The 21,758-nt window shown below is 44.3% G+C and carries 13 protein-coding genes; 7 read left to right on the forward strand and 6 right to left on the reverse strand.

Translation table 11 applies throughout. From position 1 onward, the window contains the following. Nucleotides 1-12: 12 nt before the first annotated feature. The 6 genes from LYNGBM3L_RS02655 (at nucleotide 13) to LYNGBM3L_RS02680 (ending at nucleotide 9,278) form a co-directional block, all read left to right on the forward strand. On the forward strand, nucleotides 13-873 hold the full coding sequence (locus LYNGBM3L_RS02655) for an RNA-guided endonuclease InsQ/TnpB family protein (protein WP_008178741.1): 861 nt from the start codon (nucleotides 13-15) through the stop codon (nucleotides 871-873). A 73-nt stretch (nucleotides 874-946) separates the two neighbouring features. Continuing rightward, nucleotides 947-1,336 (forward strand): RNA-guided endonuclease InsQ/TnpB family protein, encoded by a 390-nt coding sequence (locus tag LYNGBM3L_RS46345; RefSeq protein ID WP_008178744.1) that lies wholly within the window; start codon nucleotides 947-949, stop codon nucleotides 1,334-1,336. 1,515 nt (nucleotides 1,337-2,851) lie between these two features. Continuing rightward, entirely contained in the window at nucleotides 2,852-3,445 is a 594-nt protein-coding gene (locus LYNGBM3L_RS02665) for a helix-turn-helix domain-containing protein (RefSeq protein WP_044492126.1), read from the forward strand. 4 nt (nucleotides 3,446-3,449) lie between these two features. After that, nucleotides 3,450-6,188 (forward strand): peptidase domain-containing ABC transporter, encoded by a 2,739-nt coding sequence (locus tag LYNGBM3L_RS02670; RefSeq protein WP_008178747.1) that lies wholly within the window; start codon nucleotides 3,450-3,452, stop codon nucleotides 6,186-6,188. 243 nt (nucleotides 6,189-6,431) lie between these two features. Then, nucleotides 6,432-7,985, forward strand: coding sequence for a beta-barrel domain-containing protein (locus LYNGBM3L_RS02675; protein ID WP_008178749.1), 1,554 nt, complete (start codon nucleotides 6,432-6,434; stop codon nucleotides 7,983-7,985). A 555-nt stretch (nucleotides 7,986-8,540) separates the two neighbouring features. Then, nucleotides 8,541-9,278 (forward strand): peptidylprolyl isomerase, encoded by a 738-nt coding sequence (locus tag LYNGBM3L_RS02680; protein ID WP_044492047.1) that lies wholly within the window; start codon nucleotides 8,541-8,543, stop codon nucleotides 9,276-9,278. A gap of 74 nt (nucleotides 9,279-9,352) precedes the next feature. Here LYNGBM3L_RS02680 and LYNGBM3L_RS02685 read toward each other — a convergent pair whose 3' ends face one another. From LYNGBM3L_RS02685 to LYNGBM3L_RS02700, 5 genes are all read right to left on the reverse strand, one after another. Next, the gene (locus tag LYNGBM3L_RS02685) at nucleotides 9,353-12,604 is read right to left on the reverse strand and encodes a type 2 lanthipeptide synthetase LanM family protein (protein ID WP_008178757.1); all 3,252 of its coding nucleotides are present in this window, start codon (nucleotides 12,602-12,604) and stop codon (nucleotides 9,353-9,355) included. Nucleotides 12,605-12,958: 354 nt separating this feature from the next. After that, complete coding sequence (locus LYNGBM3L_RS02690) at nucleotides 12,959-13,138, reverse strand: hypothetical protein (protein WP_008178761.1); 180 nt, start codon at nucleotides 13,136-13,138, stop codon at nucleotides 12,959-12,961. A 468-nt stretch (nucleotides 13,139-13,606) separates the two neighbouring features. Then, nucleotides 13,607-13,990, reverse strand: a complete 384-nt coding sequence (locus tag LYNGBM3L_RS45385) for a hypothetical protein (protein ID WP_131827006.1) — start codon at nucleotides 13,988-13,990, stop codon at nucleotides 13,607-13,609. Between the two features lie 378 nt (nucleotides 13,991-14,368). Further along, nucleotides 14,369-15,484 (reverse strand): T3SS effector HopA1 family protein, encoded by a 1,116-nt coding sequence (locus LYNGBM3L_RS02695; RefSeq protein WP_008178764.1) that lies wholly within the window; start codon nucleotides 15,482-15,484, stop codon nucleotides 14,369-14,371. Nucleotides 15,485-15,591: 107 nt separating this feature from the next. Next, nucleotides 15,592-16,752, reverse strand: coding sequence for a phosphotransferase family protein (locus tag LYNGBM3L_RS02700; RefSeq protein WP_008178765.1), 1,161 nt, complete (start codon nucleotides 16,750-16,752; stop codon nucleotides 15,592-15,594). 762 nt (nucleotides 16,753-17,514) lie between these two features. On the opposite strand from LYNGBM3L_RS02700, the gene LYNGBM3L_RS42665 reads away from it, so the two are divergent. Beyond that, the gene (locus LYNGBM3L_RS42665; RefSeq protein WP_154659656.1) at nucleotides 17,515-17,676 is read left to right on the forward strand and encodes a hypothetical protein; all 162 of its coding nucleotides are present in this window, start codon (nucleotides 17,515-17,517) and stop codon (nucleotides 17,674-17,676) included. 103 nt (nucleotides 17,677-17,779) lie between these two features. Here the strand turns inward: LYNGBM3L_RS42665 and LYNGBM3L_RS33590 are convergent, their stop codons facing one another. After that, on the reverse strand, nucleotides 17,780-21,544 hold the full coding sequence (locus LYNGBM3L_RS33590; RefSeq protein ID WP_008178767.1) for a two-partner secretion domain-containing protein: 3,765 nt from the start codon (nucleotides 21,542-21,544) through the stop codon (nucleotides 17,780-17,782). Nucleotides 21,545-21,758 lie beyond the last annotated feature (214 nt).

Below are 21,758 nucleotides of genomic sequence, written 5' to 3' on the forward strand. Positions count from 1 at the left end.
GGTCGATACGTGATGATAGTGATAGAGTTCAAGGCATACGGGAAGCAAAAACAATATGATGCGATAGATGAAGCTATAAAAACCGCTAAATTTATTCGAAATAAATGCATCCGTTATTGGATGGACAATAAAGGAGTCAAGAAAACTGATTTAAGTGCTCTTTGTGCCGTCTTAGCTAAAGAATTACCGTTTGCCAATGAATTGAACTCTATGGCTCGTCAAGCCAGTGCTGAACGAGCATGGTCATCAATTGCCCGTTTCTATGACAACTGCAAAAATAAAATTCCTGGTAAGAAAGGATTTCCTAGATTCAAAAAACATTGTCACTCAGTGGAATACAAGACTACTGGATGGAAGTTATGCCCAGACAAAAAATCAATAATTTTTAGTGACAAAAAAGGAATAGGAAAACTCAAGCTCAAGGGTACGTGGGACTTATGGCGCTTTGACAAAAAGCTGATCAAGAGAGTCAGGATAGTCCGTCGAGCAGATGGGTACTATGTTCAGTTTTGCATTCAGATCGATATTAATGAGTCTGTTCCAGCAACAGGAACCACTATTGGCCTGGACGTTGGACTAAAGGATTTTTACACTGACTCCAATGGCAATACTGTACCCAATCCTCGATTTTATAGAAAAGGAGAAAAGCGTCTAAAATTCTATCAACGTCGGGTTTCCCGGAAAAAGAAAGGCTCTGCTAACCGAAAGAAAGCAATTAACAGACTAGGTAAGGCACACCTTAAAATAAGTAGGCAGCGTGAAGAACATGCCAAGAGACTGGTTAGAAGTTACCGCAAGAAGAGTGCAGCCTTTATAGTTGATAGGCTATGCATCAAAGGTGGCAGGTTTTGTTGTAAGGCTGCACTCTTCTAAGGTTTCGTCTCCGGCAGGTTGCGTAGTCCGGTCAAACGACCTGGTCGCCTAGGTCGATTTAAGGGTTAAAAACTTGGTAAAGAACCACTATCTTGCCAAATCTATTAATGATGCAGGTTGGTATCAATTCCGGAAATGGATGGAACATTTTGGGACTAAGTTTGGCAAAGTAACTGTTGCAGTTAATCCAGCGTATACTTCTGCTGAGTGTTCTAATTGTGGTGAAGTAGTCAAAAAGTCTCTATCAACTAGAACCCATGTCTGTCAGTGTGGTTGTTCTCTAGATAGAGACCATAATGCTGCAATCAATATTTTGGAAAGAGCCTTGAGTACGGTGGGGCACACCGGAACTCTGATCTTAAATGATCCAAACGCTTGGGGAGAGGGAACCTCTACTTTTGCTGGTGAAAACCTGTCAAAGCAAGTTGCCTCGTTGAACCAAGAATCCCCGTCTCGCGATTAGCGGGGAGTGTCAAAGTGGTTTGACTTTGAGCCTGGCGGGATTGCTCTCTACAGTATGGTTGGCAGTCAGAAATTGGTATGGTTTGTGGCAAATTAATCTAGCAGATTGAGCTACTGTGGGCGACAAAGGTGACGCAGCAAGCATTCAGCCGTCAGCTGTCAGCTATCATGCCTAATGCCTAATGCTAATCAACGGTCGGTAGTAAACAAGCTGGGGGGTGCTGGTACGGCTGGTTGAAAATCCCTGCTCGTTTTACTGATCCGAGCCCGTGCAGTTAAACCGCCTGCTAGCTGATGGCTGATGGCACCTCAAGTAGCGTGCGCGTAGCGCATTCGCTGAATGCTTACGTTATGCGATCGCAAAAGCAAAATTTGCTCAACCAGTTTTCCCCAAGCCCCCTTCAGATTTTTAATGTAATCCTAGTTGTGGTTTATAGCAGTTTTCAATTGAGAACTGCTATCAATCGATATTGCCTTAACACAGAAAGTGCAGTGAAACAGTACCCTTTTGGGTACTGTCAGCATTAGCTCTGATTAAGAATAATAGGTAAAGAAGCCGTTACTACCAACTCAAGATTGCTTATACATGTAGCAGCTTGCAGCCATCGTAATGGTTTGCGGACCAAGACACTCAGCTCATGGGGCACATGGTGAAGTATGACACTCACCTTTAAAGTCTTACCCAGGGAACTGCATTAACTCAGGCTTCCACTCCAATCAAAAAACTAGCTATAGCATTCAGGTGTGACAAGCAGCCTTGTCAGCCTTCAGTGATGCTCACTTCATCGGTGCTAAGGTCCCGGCTAGTGGCTAATTCCAATCCCCTGATAATTACAGATTACATCCATTGTGGATAAAGGAATAAACTATGGAATTTTATCTGATAAAAGTTTTTTTTATCAAAGCTTTATAGAGTTAAAGTTTTAGTTAATTTTTCGTGAAAGCGATAACCTTTATATAACCATTGTTTTAGTGATAATTACTCGGATAAACTTTTTTAATATTCTGTTAATTTTTGTCAATTATTAGTCCATATGTGTGGAGCAAATATGGACAATATTTCAGAATTTATTAATGGTAAATTTTGATTTTAATCCGACTAATTATATAATCTTTTGTGGGAGATACTTCAGCCATCAATACCAAGATTTGATTCAACTATTATTGAACTCCTAATTACTTACATCAAGGTTCAAATTATCTGTCTTGGAAGTGTAAGTTGATTGTGCTCGATTAATTATTGGGGTTTATATAGGGTTTATAAATAGCTCATTACTAAGCAGTCAGCCGTCAGCCGTCAGCCGTCAGCCTTGAGCTGATAGCACCTCAAGTAGCGTGGCACAGGCTTCAACGCTGGGACCTATCCCATAGGCTGATACCTGATAGCTGATTACTGACCGCTGTTCGCGTAGCGTGTGCGTAGCACATAAGCTGATAGCTGACGGCTGATAGCTTACATTCAATGAATGTTAAAACTGCCCAATTTAGGGCTGTTGTACATAGAAAACCGATTGATATGAACAACGAGCAAGGTAAAGAAGCCAAAATTCTTAAAAGTCATTATTTAACACCATTCCAAAGCAAACTACTCCAAAAAAGTCTAGAAGAGGATTTACATGAGTCCTACCGTCAGCGGATTCAAATTATGTTATTGGCAGATCAGGGCAAATCTCAAACGGAAATTTGTCAAACCTTGGGGTGTTGTGCCGCAACAGTAAGACATTGGATGCATATTGCTCGTAGTGGGATGGCTCACCAATGGCAGGATTGTCCAATTGGTCGCCCCAAGGCAGTCAATGAGCAGTATTTAGACCGTTTGAAAGAACTGATTAACCAGAGTCCCCGGGATTATGGTTATTCCTTTCGCCGCTGGACAGTGAATTGGTTGAACAAACATCTGGCAAAAGAATTCGGGATTGAACTGAGCAATCGCCACCTGCAACGATTGCTCAAGGACATGGGATTATCGACTATACCAAAACGGACAGAGGTTAAATCCCCTAGGGGACGGGAAAAGGATGGTCACAGCATCTTAATTTCTGACCTGAAATCCGCTAATGACTCCGAGTCCAATGGTTTTTGGCTATTCAATCCCAGCAACATGGCATGAGATTATGGTTCGACATACATCCACATCTAATCCACTGATTTCCCCTCAGCAGCTCGCCCATACTCTAGGGCATTCTCTTTCAGAACCAGAACTATCACGCTGTCTCAAACAAATCAAATATCGCGAGCCAACGGTCGGTCAATTTTGGCAGTCAACAGACGCCGAGGCTGGGGTCTATATTGTGATTTCCGGAAAGGTCAGACTGATTAATAGCGCCGGGGAGTTAATTACCAATCTAGAAGCCGGAGCTTCCTTTGGGGAGTGTACTTTCTTTCCAGAGGAGTCTTTTGAGTGCTACTCAGCCAGAGCTTCCCTCAAAACCAAGCTTTGTTATCTAACTCCGGAACTGTTATTTCCCCTAATTAGCAAACATCCCCAAATCCGCGAACATTTTTATCGTCAGGCCCAAGGGCAAAATTCCCTGCTGATGCCGTCGGAGAGTCCTTTGGCAGAAGCCGAGAAAGGGAGAGTGGGGGAAGTAGAAAGAGTAGCGGAGAAGAAAGACATCCCCACCTCAGGAGACGAAAAGCCCAAGCAAACCATTAGCAAAGCTTACTTTCCTAGCCCTACTCAAAAAGTTGGTCATTTGTGGCAGCGAGTGATCCGGCGCTATCCGTTTTTTGCCCAACAGAGTGGTTCTGACTGTGGTGCTGCCTGTCTGGTGATGATCGGTCGCTATTGGGGAAAACGATTCAGTGTTAATCGCTTGCGAGATATCTCCAATGCCGACCGTAATGGCGCTTCATTGCGGGGACTATCAGCGGCGGCGGAAAGTATTGGCTTTTCCACTCGACCGGTGAAAGCTAGTTTGGATCAACTGGCAAAACAACAGCTACCTGCTATTGTCCACTGGGAAGGAAAACACTTTATTGTTGTTTATGAAATTACCAACAAGCATGTGGTAATTGCTGACCCTGGTCTTGGTCAGAAAACTCTGAGCCATCAGGAATTCAAAGCGGATTGGACTGGTTATGCACTGCTACTGGAACCCACAGCAATCCTGAAGGATACCAAAGAAAGTAAGACCTCCTTCTGGCAATTTTTTGAGTTGGTAAAGCCTCACAGTGTCGTGTTGCTGGAGGTGTTTTTTGCTTCCCTGATGATCCAGATATTTGGTCTGATTACACCGATATTTACCCAGATAATTTTAGACCGAGTAGTGGTGCAACGGAGCACCCTCACCCTAACGGCTGTGGGGTTAGGATTGCTGATGTTTACTATGTTTCGGGTTGCGATTACCGGGTTGCGGCAATACTTGCTTGACCACACCGCGAATAAGGTAGACCTAGCACTAATTGTCGGGTTTATCAGCCATACCTTGCGATTACCTTTGGGTTTCTTTGAGTCTCGTTTTGTGGGTGATATTACCTCCCGGATTCAGGAAAATCGTAAAATTGAGCGGTTTCTCACCGGTGAGGCGTTATCTATCCTGCTAGATTTACTAACAGTTTTTATCTATGTGGGGTTGATGTTTTGGTACAGTTGGAAGATGGCGCTGCTAATTTTGGTAATTGTGCCACCTTTTTTCCTGCTGGCGTTGATTTCTACACCGTTTTTAAAACGAATTTCTCGGGAAGTCTTTAATGCGATCGCAAAAGAAAGTAGTTATCTGATTGAAGTACTTTCTGGTGTCCGCACTGTCAAGTCTACAGCAGTTGAGCAAACCGTACGCTGGCATTGGGAAGAGTTATTAAATAAAGAAGTTAAAACTAACTTTTCTGGGCAGGTTATTAGCAATCGACTCCAGATTTTCAGCAATACGATCGAGGGGTTAGCCACTACCGCACTGCTCTGGTTTGGGGCATGGTTGGTGATTCAAAATCAGCTCACCATTGGGCAATTGGTTGCTTTTAATATGTTGCTGGGTCAGGTGATCAGGCCTTTCCAGCGGATCACGGTACTGTGGAATGAATTTCAGGAAGTCGTGATTGCCATGGAGCGCATCAATGATGTGCTGGATTACCAACCAGAAGAAGATTTGCACCATCAGGCACGGCAATCATTACCTGAGTTGCGCGGTCACATTCGCTTTGATCAGGTCACCTTCCGCTATCACCCAGAAAGTGAGAGCAATGTTCTGGAAAATCTTAGTTTTGAGGTCAAACCAGGGCAAATGGTAGCCCTAGTGGGGCGCAGTGGTTCCGGGAAAAGCACTATTTCCAAGCTGATGTTGGGGCTGTATCTTCCTTCAGATGGGAAGGTGTTGATTGATGGGCAAGATATCACCAGTCTTTCCTTAGGCTCCTTGCGCCAGCAAATTGGTGTGGTGGATCAAGATACATTTCTGTTTGGAGGGACAATTCGAGAAAACATCGGTCTGGCTTATCCCTCAGCCACCTTAGACGAAATTATGGCAGCAGCAAAACTGGCCGGTGCCGATGAATTTATCCAAAAACTGCCCATGGGCTATGAAACCGAGATTGGGGAGGGAGGAGGGATGTTGTCTGGGGGACAGCGACAGCGTTTAGCCATTGCTCGCGCCCTCTTGGGAAATCCCCGCCTATTAATTTTCGATGAAGCCACCTCCCACCTGGATGCGGAATCAGAGCGGATTATTCAGACCAATCTCAATACTATTCTCAAAAACCGCACCACCCTAGTTATTGCTCACCGTCTTTCTACGGTACGCAAAGCTGACCTGATTTTAGTCCTGGATAGAGGGGTCTTGATTGAAAGCGGTACTCACGAAGACTTAATGGCAAAGCGAGGACATTATTTCTATCTCAATCAGCAGCAGCTATAGCGCTACGCGCAAGTCAGAAGTCAGAAGTCAGAAGTCAGAAGTCAGGAACAGGGAACAGGGAACAGGGAACAGGGAACAGGGAACAGGGAGGAATCGGTAAAGTCCCCCTTATTAAGGGGGATTTAGGGGGATCAACACCCTTAACAACATCCCCAAGGCTCGATCCTCCCCAGCCCTGCCTCAGCTGATTTAATCTACCGTAATTTTTTTTGAATCCTTTAGCCAACAATCCAAAATACTGCTATGCCTGAAAATCATACATTGAATGGACATAGTCCTACTCAAACTATTCCAGACCAGGGTCCCTATCAGGAGTTACTCACCCAAGAAACGACTTCTCAACCTAGGAATGATCAACGACTCCAGGGTCATGAATGGTCTTATGCGACTAAGGAACTGCTTGATACATTACCTCAGGTTTGGACAAGGGGATTACTCTATTTTTTGATAGTATTTATTGGTATTGCCTTACCTTGGGCGATATTCGCTCAGGTGGATGAGACGGGGAAAGCTAGAGGAAGATTGGAACCTACGGGGGAAACCATCAAACTTGATGCGCCAGTAGCAGGAACCGTAGCAGCAATTAAGGTCAAAGAAGGGGAATTGGTAACGGCTGGTCAAACCTTACTAGAACTGGAATCGGAGTTAGTTAGCACTGAACTTCAGCAGGAACAAAAAAAATTAGAAGGGCAACAGAATCGGCTGAATCAATTAGAGGTGCTGAAAAACCAATTGATACTGGCTCTGCGTACCCAGGAGCAACAAAACCAAGCTCAAGAGTTAGAAAAACAGGCGCAAGTCGAGCAAGCACGGCAGAATCTGGAAGCCTTCAAGTTCGCCTACAGTTTACAAAAGGAAGAACTGTTGGCACAAATAGACCAGGCACGGCAGGCTATTGAATCTAGCAAGGTTGCCTATGAATTAGAAACCATTCGTTTAGAAAGTGCTCAGGAAAAAATTCCCCGTTACCAAAACGCTTATAAAGAGGGGGTTTTGTCAAAAGAACGCTTTTTAGATGTGCAACAGTCAGCCAAAGAAGCCGAGAAAACTATAATCAGAACTGAATTAGAAATAAAACAAGCTCAGTCTCGCCTGAAAGAACAACAAGGTACTTATCAAAAGACGATTCATCAAGCATCGGCTGATATTAAACAATCTCGCCTGCGCTTGCAAGAGCAAGAACGGAGTTATAAAACTTTAGTTCATTCTGGTAAACTGGCTTTACTAAAAAGTGAGGAACAACTGAAAAATATAGAAACCCAAATTACTACCCTCAAAGCAGAAGCATCTCAGACGAAAAGTCAGATTAAATCCTTGGAAATTCAGTTAAAGCAAAGGATGTTAGCGGCTCCGATCGAGGGAATAGTGTTTCAGTCACCAATCAAAAGTGCTGGAGCTGTGGTGCAACCTGGAGACACTATAGTCGAGATTGCTCCAAAGGGGTCGTTCCTTTCCCTGCGAGCCCAGATCGCTATTTCAGAAAGTGGGTCGTTACGGGAAGGAATGGCGGTAAAAATGAAGTTTGATGCTTATCCTTTTCAAGACTATGGGGTAGTAGAAGGCAAGGTAATCAAGATTTCTCCAACCTCCAAGCTTACAGAAACAGAGCAGGGTAAAGTGCCTACTTATGACTTAGAAATTCAGCTCAATAAAACCTGTATGCCCACACCAAAGGAATGTATTGCTCTCCGCCCAGGGGACACCGCAACAGCAGAAGTCATTGTCCGGCAGCGTCGGATTATTGATTTAGTTCTGGATCCATTTAAGAAATTGCAACAGGGGGGTTTGGAATTGTAGTGCTATCTGAAGGGAACAGGGAACAGGGAACAGGGAATAGGGAAAGAGAGGGAAGTGTGCGGAGTTGGACATATAGCGCTACGGGCAAGGCAAAAGGCAAAAGGCAAAAGGCAAAAGTTTACTATCACAGCTTTTCTACTTGTATCAATGTCCTCACCTTAATCGGTAGTGCTATAATCAGCGACTGCATCAACACAATGAGCAAAAATGCTATATGTAACAGTTTTCTCTCCCATGAGGAAGGGATCCCCCTAAATCCCCCTTAATAAGGGGGACTTTGAGGCAATAAAGCGTACCTCATAAATGCGATAAACGCGCTGATAACATTCTCATAGTAATGAAGTACACAAGATTTTTCCCTCTTGCCTCTTGCCTCTTGCCTCTTGCCTATTGCCTCTTGCCTCTTGCCTATTGCCTCTTGCCTCTTGCCTCTTGCCTCTTGCCTACTCCCTACTCCCTGCTCCCTGCTCCCTATTCCCTATTCCCCATTCCCTGTTCCCTGTTCCCTGTTCCCTACTCCCTAAATTTCCAATCAAAAATTACCAAAAAAAAATCATGTTACCAGCTATTACGATTACCACGGAAGATATTTTTAACCAAGTCAAGCTATCCTACAAAATCCCTGACATGATTGAAGGGATTGTTACCCGCAAGGTTATTGCCGCTACTGCGGAAAGTGCTGGCATCCGTGTAGAAATTGAAGACCTTCAACAGGCAGCCGACCAATTCCGGTTAATGAACAAACTTGAGAATTCCGAGGACACTTGGGCATGGCTGCAAAACTATAGTATGTCTTTAGATGATTTTGAAGAAGTAGTTTACACTAATTTGATAGCTAATAAGTTAGTTCAACATCTGTTTGCGGATAAAGTTGAACCCTATTTCTTTGAACATCAGCTGGATTATGCTGCTGCCGTTATTTACGAAGTCGTTTTAGATGATAAAGACCTAGCCATGGAACTGTTTTATGCCCTGGATGAAGGGGAGACAAGTTTCTATGAGATTGCTCACGAATACATCCAGGATACTGAGTTACGGCGCTCTGGAGGATATCGGGGAATCGTTAAGCGTCACGAGTTTAAGCCGGAAATTTCTGCGGCTGTGTTTGCGGCTGAGCCGCCACAGTTGCTTAAACCGATTGTGAGTTCTCAGGGAGTGCATCTAATTTTGGTTGAGGAGATTGTTAAATCGGAATTGGATGGGAAGTTGCGTGCTCAGATTGTGTCTGATTTGTTTACTGGGTGGTTGAAGGGACAGATTGGGGAAGTTGAAGTTATTAAGCAAATAGAGTAGATACTAAATAGTGGGGTGGAGTTACTTACTACAAGAGCGAGAGCGTTTTCGCAACAGAACCATTCAACGGTACTCTACTCCCAAATCAGCACTGAAGGCAACAATTCTGGAGATGCTAAGCGTAACAACTGATACCCTACCCCTGCTGTACCTCGGAAAAAACTAGGGTTAAACAGCGAGTTAGGGAAATCAAAGAAAAAAGTATATCCTCCATGTTCTTTTGACCTTTCTACTACCCATGCTGCCTGCTTCCTAGCAGTTTTAAGCCAATTTTGGTTGCCAAGTTTTTGGGAGGCGACGACAAATAGTTCGGTTCTGCCTAATATCCCGCAACAAAGATGGTCTATATCTCTACTCGGTCTGCTGTAGTTCTGCGTGGTTTCCAAAGCTATCTCAATGTCAGCATAATTTTCTTCTATTTTTAGAATGGATAAACTTGCCAAACGTGCTAATCCAATGCCAACACTTCCGTGACACCAGGTGTGCATGAAGCTAATTTGATTAGTTTTCTCCAAGAAACGGAAATCTGGCCAATTTCGGGCAGATTGGTCAAAGACACTCCGCTCATATTCAATTCCCTCTTGTGCTGCTTCCAAATAAGCAGTGTCTGCTGTAGCAGCATATAACCGCAATAAGGCCAAAGCATTACCCGCTGCACCGTGAGAAAATCCCGTTAAAGGGATTTTACAAATTGTCTTCCACGCCCTCGGGACAGTATTACTTCGTTTTGATAAGAGACGATTGCCACAGGCGATCGCTGTATCCAATATAGCTGGCTCACCTGTTTCTTGGTAGAGGGATAATAAGCCCAGAATTGCCCCAGCTACTCCACCCAAAATATCCAACGTTTGGTCACCAGCGATCGCCTGTGGAGAGATCAGTTTTGCTGCCTGCTGGGCATCTTTGAGGAGGGCTGGCTCTTGGAGAAACTGACTAATTTTAACCAGACTGTAAATTATCCCACCCAATCCTGCCACACCGAGTCCAGACTGAATTAATCTTCCGGTAGTTTTAGTGTTCTGAAGAGACTGGCGTAAAGGAGAGAGAGCTGCTAGAGCTACTTTTTGAAATTCGCTTTTGCCAGTAAGTTTTGCTAAGGCTGCTAGAAATAGGCTAACTCCAGCGCGCCCCTGATATAAAGAATCATCCAACGCCTGGAGTTGATAGCGCTTGGCATTAAACATATACTCTATGGCAATCCAGTTGCAGCTGTCATTATTTATAATCGCATTGGCGATAAGACGATTGCCAATTGAGAGTGCCTCTTGCTGTAGTTGTTCAGGGGTAAGTGGGAGAAATTGATAAGAATCCGCCTGGGGTGCAACATTCTTTTTTGTCAGATGAGCAAACCTGGCCAAAAAACTTCCCCGAATTAATTTAATTTGCAGGGCTAAATCTTGTTGATCCAGACTCTGAAGCCTAGAAATTAGTTGTTGGTAACTAGAAGTTTTGAAAAAGTGCTTGATGGGTTGGTCTAGTCCAACATCTAAGGTATCCTTATTACAGGATACGGTGAAATAGGGAATGTCTTGCTGTTGTAAAGATTTGATTTCCGCTGGCAAAGTTACCCAAGCTTCCGGTTTTTCTTCAGCAGTTAAGTAGGTTCGACTGAGAGTGTCTATTCCAATACTATAGTCAACTCCGCTACGCAAATATTGTGGGTTGAGGCTATGCTTACAGATAACACTATAGGCCCTAGCTGGGCGCAGAATAAATCGAGAATTTAATGATTTTAAGCCTGATAGAATACTATTCTCGGTTAGGAGAGTTTCCCTATGTTTGATTAGGAGGCGATACATCTCCTCAAAACCCGTCACTACCTCTTCAAGGTAGTCATTGGGGCAGACGGTTTCCTCTTCTAGCACGACGACATTATTCCGAGGCGGAATAATAGTAGTTTTGGGAGTTAATTGCATCCCATCTGTGTTAATAAATTTCCACTCTATTGAGGAATTAATTTGCTGGGGGTAAATACCGCCAATATCACTATAGTCTCGAGTATTTGCTGAGGCTAAATTACCTTCCCAAGAAGGTAAAAAGCCTGTCTTTATAACTGAGTATTTGAACCAGTTTTCTGATTCACTAAAACTTTTTTCTATAGGAGACATTAAGGTGTCAACATTGATGATAATTGGATATTCACGGCTGGCAATGACATTGGTCTTGTGAGATTTACTTGAGCCTAAGACATAGAGGAGAGATAATAGCATTCCTGCTCTTTTGTAGAAGCGTTGGACTGCAGCTTTATCTTCACAAGGTTGCTGCTCAACAAATTTAACCCAGCCATATCCCTGACGATTAAGAATCTTGGTTAGTTGGAAGGGTAAAGAGGTATCCTTTTGGTTGCACCAGTCTAGCAACTGGTTGAAAGCAACATCTAGACCCAAATCTTTGGGCTTATATACCACTTTTACACCCGAGGAGAAGGTAAGAACTGATACAGAGCGTCCCCCATTATGAGGTTCTGAGAAAGCAGTCTCAACATTTTCAACTTTTCCTAAGCTTTTGCGGTCAGAAAAGATAAGTTCAATTGCCGATAAATCTTCTTGTAGACGTTGGATAAATTCAGTAGTAGATTCTACCCATAAGTTAATAGTTGTGGCTATCAAGCGAGCCAGGACTGGGTATTGCTGAAAAAATGCCAGTCCCCCATCTTGGAGAAGGTTTTGGATCAAGGCGCAATACAAAGCTTTACTTTGGCTTTCTTGGGAATCGATCTTTTCATAAGAGGGCTGACTTTCCCGAAATTTGTAAAATTCAAATAGTAAGGTTTTTGCCCCTAAATCAACCAGTTTTTGTAGGAGGCTCCTTTCTAGGGCTTTCCAGGCTTCTCGACTCAGCAATTCCAGAGGGCGAGTTGCCGATAAACCAGTGTATAGTTTCCGCTGTGCTACTAGGATAAAGGGAAGATAAAAATCTTCAAAAGGTAAGGGATTTTGGGAGTCAATTGGTGATTTATATTCTCCCTCTATACCGAGTAAGGTAATTGCGCCACTTTCAATTAATTCTTTCAGGGTTTCCGCCCAAGGTGGCAAAGTAGGATTATCAATCACATCCGCTGTTCCCAGTAAAATACGGACTGTGTTTAAGTCCCATCCATTCCACTGAAGGCGCTTCTTAAGTCTGTCTTCTCCTCCCAGGAGTTTACACCAGGTTTTGAGGCGTTCTTCAATGAGATTTTGGTCAAGCTTATGGGGATTAAAATCCCGTTCAAAAGGACAATTTAAGCACTCTGAAAGAAAGGCTGCATTGGTAGCTATAGTAGCTATTTGTGATAATTCTACTGCTGTTATTTCCATACTCAGTTCATTTATAGCAATTATCATAGCTATGAGGTACAAAGTTCTGGTTTTTCAGGGAACAGGGAATAGGGAATAGGGAAAAGATAATAGAGATCACTGCATCAATATAGGGAATCAACATCAAATAAAACTGTACCTCATAACTGCGATAAACGCTATATCGGAGATTTTGTCCCGTTCGCTCAAATAAATAAATGAATAATCTCTTGAACCTGGTAGTGCTGCGAATCAGGGAGGTTTAACCTCCCTAATCCATGTCACTGGTGCCAGGTATCGAAACCGCTGCAACTCCTGCTGTAGGAAACTTGACACAAGGCTGAAGCCCTTTTGTGTGTGACTACTCCCTGTGCTAAGCTTAAGCTATAGGCTGCAAATGGATCAGAAAACTTCAGTGCCTGTAGGGCAGTTACCAGGATGTGAAGTGGGGAATGGAGAAGGGCACTCCGAACCCCCTGCTAGTTCAAGTTCGTTGTCTTGGAGATCCTTGATAAAACTTTCAGAATCACCGAACAACTCAGCACCAGCAGGTTTGATGTTATTAACTTTGATGTTAGCCATTTGAGTTTTGCTCCAATAATGAATTTGTGTTGTTGATCAGGAATCAATTAGTAATTTTTGATTCCTATTTTTATCCTATTAAAATTAATTTAGTCTGTCTAGGATTTTTATAGCTTATTGATGCTAAACCAAAAACACTTTTGTCACTAAATTAGATGTAGTTACCTACTGCTAAACCTATTCATAGCTCACAATTAACCTTTACCATTATTCTGATACTTAACCTCTCTCTAATTTAGTGAATCAACTAAACTAGTTATGTCCACAAAACTAGTGAAGCTGAGAAAAAACATAAAAAATAGTCCAAGACTACTCTTGGACTAAAAGACTAAGATTAGTTTCTACCAGTAATTGGTTAAGGCACTTTCGTCCTAGGTTGATACAGTCAACATTTACCCTATTATAATTAAATTAATAAAGGAATTGGATTACCCCCTACCGGATCCACTGGGAAAGACTTGACGGGGATTACCTCAAACCCAGCATCCAGAATTCCAGAGTAGTTTGCGATCGCCTCCAAGGCATTGGAGCAGGGAACAGAGAGCAGGGAGTAGGGAGTAGGGAGTAGGGAGTAGGAAGCAGGGAGCAGGGAGTAGCTGACAAGGGTAGGTTTTTTACTTTGGAGATAGGTAATAGGTAATAGGTAATAGGTAATAGGTAATAGGGAATGGGGAATGGGGAATGGGGAATGGGGAATGGGGAATGGGGAATGGGTAATCGGAACCCACCCCTAACCCCGACCAGGAGGGGAAGAGCGGGAGATGGGTCGGTAATCGGTGGAAATTCTGGGAGATTTTCCGACAGACATATTTGGCGAAATTTCAACAAGAGTGCCAGTACGTAGTCGCCCAAATGTAAAAAACCTACCCAAGTGAGGCAGGGAGTAGGGAGTAGGGAATAAAAATTATCACAATTAATTTAGGATTGCTATAGGAATCAATTAGTAATTTTTGATCTCTGTTTGAATCATACTTGGATTAATTGAGTTGGTTTAGTTTTTTTTATTTTATTGATGTCATAAGTAAACCTTTTTTTTTAGGCTCTACCGAACTGGCTATGTAAAACTTTGAAAAACTAATTATTATAATCCTTATGGGGCGGGAGTTTTAGTTCTTGATAAAATGATTTATTATAAATATAATACCCAATCATATTTAGTGGTAATTTCAGCGTTTTTATGCATACTAGGTTCGGTAGATCCAAAAAAGGTTTAATTTTTGATTACTTCGACTAAGAGAAATTTAATGATGTGTAAATATCTTCAGAATTGGCATTCAGATAAACACGCTCCAAGTCAATCCCCAGCCTAGAAAATTGCCCAAGGATAGCCTTCATCCTTCCTTCAGTGGAATCATCCCCTTGATGCCAAGCTTCCAACAACCCATTGGCCACAATCTGACAGCGATTCATGCCAAAGCTTTCCTGTTCGGCAAATTTTTGGTCTGGTTCTTCTGCTAACCCCAAACCTGGTGCTAGCTCCATGGTAAATAGGGGAACATCTGGCTGAAAATGAGATTGGTGCTCTGTATAAACAGTCTTTAAAACTCCCTCAACAGCGTCATAGTTACGCTTATCAAAGTAGAGTACCCCCGAATCGTGTCGTTCGTAGTCCTTGGGATTGTACAAAACTTTAAAGTGGAACGGAATTTCCATGTCGTTCAGCTGTTGGGTTAAGCTACCCATTACGGCAACTGCACCGTCAGGAGTCAAGTTGAAGTAAATTCGCACAGTCACTGACTGGTCTGTTTGCGGACGATTTGCTTCTAGATTGCCAACGGCCATATAAAAGCCATTTTGCACCAAATTCTTAGGCATACGGATTGCTACTGAATCCCCGACGGTGGCAGATTGCTGGGATGCTGGCAGATGCTGCTCCCGTTCAATATGCAGCCTCAATCCTCCCTTAGTCACAGCCAAAGTGCCATCACTTTCTTCTCTGAGAACAGACCAACCAGGGTCAAAGTAGCCTTTGCCACTATTGCTGTCGTGGAGTCGCTGATAAAATCCCACATCTACTCCCAGGATGGTATTGTTCTCTAGGTCTAGTGGCGCAGCTTCAGTATCTGCTTCCGGTGCGAGAGTATCTCGCATTGAGCCATTGTAATAAATACCATAGAGAAAACTCCGCAGTTGCAGACTGATATATTTTTGCTGCATCTCTTCGGGCATCCGTTGAAAACGTTCCACAGCTTCGGCTGGAATTTCCAACGGTTTGTAATCTGAATGGTGAATAGAGAAGTCTGATTGGATTTTTACTTTGTTAACAATATCGTCTAGAACATCTAGTAATTGCTGATTGGCGACTTGGGATAGTTGAATTTCTCTAGAATCAAGTAGTTGGATCATGCTTTGGTAGGGAGTAGGGAGTAGGGAGTAGGGAGTAGGGAGTAGGGAGTAGGGAGTAGGGAAAAAATCCTGTGTACCTCATAGCTATGAAAAACGCTATAAGTGTCTTAAACAGCGGAAGGACTGAGTTGAATTAATTCAGCAATAGCAGGGCCAAAAATTGTGGGCATGGATTTTTCTGGACGACACAACAAGGTCTTGGCAACCTGAAGCATGGCAATCCCGGCATTACCAAAGGATTTTTGGTACTCAATCATCGCCCGAATCCGTTGAATCAAACCAAAACCGGTAAATTGCACTGCTGTCCGCAAAAAATCAGGTCGGTGTTCTAAAATTTCTGGAAAGGTTTCAAAATACCCTTTAGTTAGGGCAGCAATGGAAGGCTGGAGCTGTTCCAAGGGGGTCATGGCTAAACCTAGGGATTCTTCAATACTTAAAGATTTACTGATAACTAGGCTACTCAGCCAGATTTGGACATAGCTACTGATCAGTGTTCCTAAATCAAACCCTGGGTCTCCCCAACTACAGCGCTCCCAATCAATTAGCCTGACAATGCTGGTACTCTCATGCTCCCAATCTTGGTGCAGAAGGATATTATTTAGCTTTAGGTCATTGTGGGTCAGACAGCAGGGGGCAAAACCATTGCCTAGTTGTGCGATCGCTTGCCCTAAACTATCGTATCGTTGATAAAGGGCAAAGAATTTCAGCCCGTCAGCAGGTACCGCACCAAAAATCTCCGGACCAATTCGTTCTAAACTGTTAACTAATCTAGGCACTTGGTCAGTGGTTATATTATCGGTTTCACTACAGAATAAATCTTGATAGTCTTTACGATTAAATGTATGATGATGGATTTTTCCTAAAAGGGTGCCGATGGTGGCAGCAACCTCTGGAGGAAAGATATTTTCCTTGGCGTAGAAATCCATTAAATCCCGATAGTCATCGAGATAGCGGAAAACCATAATGGAATTCTCACCATCAAAATGCAGCACCTCTGGTATCAAAGAGCGGAGGTTAGCAAGTTCTGGAAATTGCTGTAAGAATTCTTGAATTCGCCATTCATTCAAAAACTCACCAGCGGCTTTCCCTTCCTGGTTATGTCGCTCCTGCTTTACGAGCAGCTTATGACCATCTGGAAAGGTCAGCAATAAGTTAAAGTTCTTGGCTTCCAGTGGCTCAATTTTACTGAGAGCTTGCTCGGAGGGATTGCATAAACCACGAGCAGCTAGATAGTCAAAAACATTATGAGAGTTTAATATGAATGTCATAATTAGGGAACAGGGAACAGGGAACAGGGAACAGGGTAAAAATAGGTGTTTAAAACCTTATTAATAGGAAAAATACTATATTCAGTAGTATAGGTAAAAAGAAAGTTATTCTGCCAATTATTTCTGCTTAAAAACAGACGCAACTAAAACTTTTATGTCCCTAAACTATTCAGGGTAAGTGTGGTAAATGTGATCAATGTGGGAAATGTGGGAAATGTGGGAAATGTGGGAAATGTGGGAAGTGTGGGGAGGGTCGGGAGATAGCGAGATAGCGAGATAGCGAGATGGGGAAAGGGTGCATCTCATATTTGTAAAAAAGATCGGGAGTGTGGGGCGGGGGCGCGGGGCGGGGGCGCGGGGAGTGTGAGGAGTGTGGGAATTTTCTCCCGAATTTTTGCCTAATTGCAAAAGCGATGCAGTGGCCTCACGGGGGTTTCCCCCAAGACCGCTCTGCATCGCTGCTCCCTACTCCCTAGTCCCTGTTCCCTGCTTCCTATTCCATTTGCTCTATAACTAAACTAGTTATGTCATCAAAATATTTAAAAAGAATAGAAAATTATAGAGGTCTGGGTTTTATGATTTATTTGTAAATTATGTAGACTACGGTTGCTGGATAAAATGACATTGGTGACCGAAAATTAAGGATAATTTTCACTTTATTCTGGTAAATCTATGCTTTGAGTATCACAGGCTGATGTATGCGATCGCATTCGTTTTATGATTCTAATGTATGCGATCGCATTCGTTTTATGATTCTAATGTATGCCTTCCCGTAGTGGCTCTGTTCGCGTAGCGTGGCCTTTGGCCTTAAGAGCATCGCGTTTGTTGATGGTAAGCCTTCAGCGGTCAGCCGTCAGCCGTCAGCCTTTAGGTGATAGCTGTTCGCGTTCGCGGAGCGTGGCCAAAGGCCAAGCGTGCGCGTAGCGCATATGCTGATAACTGAATGCTGATAGCTGAATGCTGATAGCTGACGGCTGATAGCTGACGGCTGATAGCTGACGGCTGATAGCTGACAGTCCTATTATGCTTACCTAAGATTATGACAGTTGATGGTCCTATTCAATACTGGTTTGAGCTCAGGACCAGTGGGATAAGGCACCAACTCCACAATTCCATCCTGATTAATGATCCATCCTTGAGCTTCAATAATTGGTGGCTTTTTCGCTGTCACTTGAGGTTCCTGATTGGGTTTTTTCCCCCGATTGCGAGCAGCCCGATACAATTGACGCCTGGTTGCTGAGAAATCTCGCCAATCTATCCAAATGGTTTCACCTTTGAGGGGGTCAGTGGGGTCAGTGGGTAAGCCCCCTCGTCCAAGCAGAGCAAATCCATTCTGCTCATCATCGGTGCTACAGCCTGTGGCAATGAGTAGACCGGTATCGATGATAGTTGCTGGTAATGGGATTAATCCCAGGTTTTGAGTTGGGTCTGGGTTGCTAATGTTGATTTGACCATCAATACCAAATTCAGAACTGGCAGTAATCTGGCTATCTGGAGACAGAAACAGACCTTGAGTAGTGATTTGAATATTACCGCCAGGACCAAATATGGCGTTGGCTGCGATGTTACTATTTTCTACAACCACTACAAAATCACTATTAATCTTAATATCACCGCCACCACCATTACTGTCATTAACGCTGGTACTAATGGCGCTTTGGTTTGAAAGGAACAGTAAGTCACTAGTAAGTTTAATATCACCACCGCCGCTAAGCTCAGAAGTGGCAGTGATTTGCCCTCGATTACTGGTGATTTGATTAGCGGAAATATCAATATTGCCTCCTCCCGCCGAGAAATTGGATGCGGTAATACCACCACCATTGGGAGTGTCCGCTCCGCTGTTAGAAAGCTCGATCGAGTTTGCCACAATCTCAATATCCCCAGCTTGGCCTTGCCCTGGTGCTAGGAGGTTATTGCTTTGGAAGTTACTGACACTGATCGTTGCTCCATCTCGGATACTTAACTGATCAGTGAAGACCTCTAATTTACCGCCATTACCACTACCTGCGATCGCATTCGCCAATAATCCGCTGGCACCTAGGTCTGATCTCCCAATCAGTTCTATCTCCTGTGCCTGAACTCTCAAGGTTCCCCCATCCCCTTCGCCTCTGGTAATGGTTGCCACTTGAGCCCCATCCACCAAGCGCAACCGTTCGGTTTCAAGGGTCAGCTCACCCCCTGTACCTATGGCCTCTAATTCCACATTGGCAAATATAGCGCTAGCAAAATTCGTGGCGGTACCAATTAATTCGACGTCTGTTGCGTTTACCTCTATAGAACCAGCATCCCCTTCACCAAAGGTAGTCGCTGCAATCTGAGCCCCATCACTCAGCCGCAAGCGTTCGGTGTCAATGGTCAATTTACCCCCATTCCCGATGGCTTCTCGTCGGACTTCTGTAAATAAGCCACTGGCTAATTCCTGTGGTGAGGTACCAATTAATTCGATGTCTGTTGCGTTTACCTCTATAGAACCGGCATTTCCTTTACCAAAGGTATTAGCTTCAATCTGAGCGCCATCACTGAGCCGCAAGCTCTCGGTGTTAATAGTCAATTTGCCCCCATTCCCGATGGCTTCTCGTCGCACGTCTGTAAATAAGCCACTGGGTAATCCCTGTGGTGAGGTACCACTCAATTGCAAATCGATTGCCTTTACGGTTAAAGAACCTGCATCCCCTTCACCACGGGTAATTGCTGAGATCTGGGCTCCATCAACCAGTCCCAAGCGCTCGGTGTTAATGGTCAATTTACCCCCATTCCCGATCGCGTCTGGTTCCACATTGGCTAACAGAGCGGTGGGTAATCCTTCGGTTGACGTACCACTCAATTGCAGATCGATTGCCTGTACGGTTAAAGAACCGGCATCCCCTTCACCAAAGGTATTAGCTGCAATCTGAGCCCCATCAGTTAGCCGCAAGCGTTCGGTGTTAATGGTCAATTGGCCCCCATTACCAATGGCTCCTGCTCTGACGTCTGTAAATAAGCCACTGGCTAATCCCTGTGGTGAGGTACCACTCAATTGCAAATCGATTGCCTTTACGGTTAAAGAACCTGCATCCCCTTCACCACGGGTAATTGCTGCGATCTGACCCCCATCAGTCAGCTGCAAACCCTCAGTTTCAATGGTCAAGTCGCCCCCATTCCCGATCGCGTCTGGTTCCACATTGGCAAACAAGCCACTAGGTAATCCCTCTGATGAGGTACCAATTAGTTCCATCTCAGTGACTTGCGCCCTCAAAGCACCTGCATCCCCTTTACCAAAGGTAGTAGCTGAAATTTGAGCCCCATCAGTAACTCGCAAGCGTTCCGTGTCAATGAGCAAATTGCCCCCATTCCCTGTAGCTCCTAGTTCCACATTTGCCGACAAGGTACTGGGGAAGATGCCAAAAGCTGTACCAATCAGTTCTACCTCCTTGGCCTGAACTAGCAAATCTCCTCCATCTCCAGAGCCAAAGGTACTAGCTGAGATCTGAGCCCCATCAGTAACTCGCAAGCGTTCCGTGTCAATGAGCAAATTGCCCCCATTCCCGGTAGCCCCTGGTGCTACTGGCACAAACAAACCACTGGGACCGAAGTTCGAGCCAGCAATCACCTCTACCTCAGCAGCGGTGATCGTCAAGGTGCCAGCATTCCCGGAGCTAAAGGTGCCACTGGAGATCTGAGCGCCATCAGCAACCCGCAAGCGTTCCGTGTCAATGAATAAATTACCCCCATTCCCTGTAGCCCCTGGTGCTACATCACTAGATAAACGGCTGAAAAAGAAATTATTTACAACGGTACCGATAACTTGCAATGCCTCCGTCGCCTTTACCGTCAAACTTCCCCCAGCCCCACTGCCCAGGGTATCGGCTAAGATGGCTGACCCCTGACTAAGGGTCACCCGCCGACCCTGCACCTGGATTTCACCCCCGCCATTACCACTGGTACTCACCGACGCCCCTTGGGACAAGGTAATATCCTGAAATTGTCCTACATCTTCATAGCTTAATGTCCAACCTGAGTTAGTTGGGGTTAGCGTTACCATCCCTTCTCCCTGGACGCTGCCCAGTTCAATCCGTCCTCCTGCTGTGGTGAGATTTCCTCCTGCAACCGCCACATCACCCCCCACCAAGGCTAAGGTTTTACCTGGCTGTACTTCCAGCCCCACTGGTCGATTGTCTCTGATTACTGCAAATGTAGCGGGATTAATACTCAGATTGTTCCCAGGCCCGTTGATCACAATTCTGCCTGGATTGGCTTGGGAGCCATACTGTAAACCAGTAGGAATATTAATGGTTAACAGGGGAGGCTCCTGGGGATTGGTAGCACTAAATTCACTGCCATCGGCAAATTTAATGCTGTTGGCGGTAGAGCCGATAAACGAGCCACCAATATCTAGGGAAGCCTCCGAACCAAACACAATCCCATTGGGATTGATTAAAAACAGGTTAGCCCTACCGTTAGCCCGAATTAAGCCATCAATCTTAGAGATGGAGCCACCAGTGACCCGGCTAATAATACTGTCAATAGTCAGGGAATTGTTGAAAAAGGCTGTATTCCCAGTCAGAACGGAAAACTGCTCGAAGCTATGGAAGAGATTACCTCCTGCAGTGGTACCACCGGTAATCTCAATGATATTGCCATTAGGAGTAACAATGGAATTGTTCGGTAGAGTATTATCTGGAACAATTTGAGCTGAGCAGAGCAAGGGCATCTGAGCCACTAGGTAACAGGCAATGGGCAAGGTCAGGAGTTGGTTTAAGGGTTTATTGTGATGCGACTTAGGTGGCAATTTACAAAAATCTGTGGTGACCATGGGGCTTTTCTAGAGACTGAAGCATGTCGTGGGCAAGAACTATCCTCTAGAATTCCCAAACCTCTAGACCAAGTAACGCTTATGACTAGAAAAGGGGAAATTTTTGGCTCTACCGTACTTGTTATAGCGCGTAGCGCTATACCTGTTTACTATCTGCTACGACCCTTGAACAGACCACCAATGCCTTGCCATTAAACCCCCAAAAAGCGGTACA

The sequence above is a fragment of the Moorena producens 3L genome (genome assembly GCF_000211815.1).
Classification (GTDB): domain Bacteria; phylum Cyanobacteriota; class Cyanobacteriia; order Cyanobacteriales; family Coleofasciculaceae; genus Moorena; species Moorena producens.

Excerpts from the sequence above, each read along its gene's own strand:
- LYNGBM3L_RS02690 (WP_008178761.1), bottom strand. The coding sequence starts at position 13,138 with ATGGCTAACATCAAAGTTAATAACATCAAACCTGCTGGTGCTGAGTTG.
- LYNGBM3L_RS02655 (WP_008178741.1), top strand. The coding sequence starts at position 13 with ATGATAGTGATAGAGTTCAAGGCATACGGGAAGCAAAAACAATATGAT.
- LYNGBM3L_RS02665 (WP_044492126.1), top strand. The coding sequence starts at position 2,852 with ATGAACAACGAGCAAGGTAAAGAAGCCAAAATTCTTAAAAGTCATTAT.
- LYNGBM3L_RS42665 (WP_154659656.1), top strand. The coding sequence starts at position 17,515 with ATGCCTTCCCGTAGTGGCTCTGTTCGCGTAGCGTGGCCTTTGGCCTTA.
- LYNGBM3L_RS33590 (WP_008178767.1), bottom strand. The coding sequence starts at position 21,544 with ATGGTCACCACAGATTTTTGTAAATTGCCACCTAAGTCGCATCACAAT.
- LYNGBM3L_RS02700 (WP_008178765.1), bottom strand. The coding sequence starts at position 16,752 with ATGACATTCATATTAAACTCTCATAATGTTTTTGACTATCTAGCTGCT.
- LYNGBM3L_RS02670 (WP_008178747.1), top strand. The coding sequence starts at position 3,450 with ATGGTTCGACATACATCCACATCTAATCCACTGATTTCCCCTCAGCAG.
- LYNGBM3L_RS02680 (WP_044492047.1), top strand. The coding sequence starts at position 8,541 with ATGTTACCAGCTATTACGATTACCACGGAAGATATTTTTAACCAAGTC.
- LYNGBM3L_RS02685 (WP_008178757.1), bottom strand. The coding sequence starts at position 12,604 with ATGATAATTGCTATAAATGAACTGAGTATGGAAATAACAGCAGTAGAA.
- LYNGBM3L_RS02695 (WP_008178764.1), bottom strand. The coding sequence starts at position 15,484 with ATGATCCAACTACTTGATTCTAGAGAAATTCAACTATCCCAAGTCGCC.
- LYNGBM3L_RS02675 (WP_008178749.1), top strand. The coding sequence starts at position 6,432 with ATGCCTGAAAATCATACATTGAATGGACATAGTCCTACTCAAACTATT.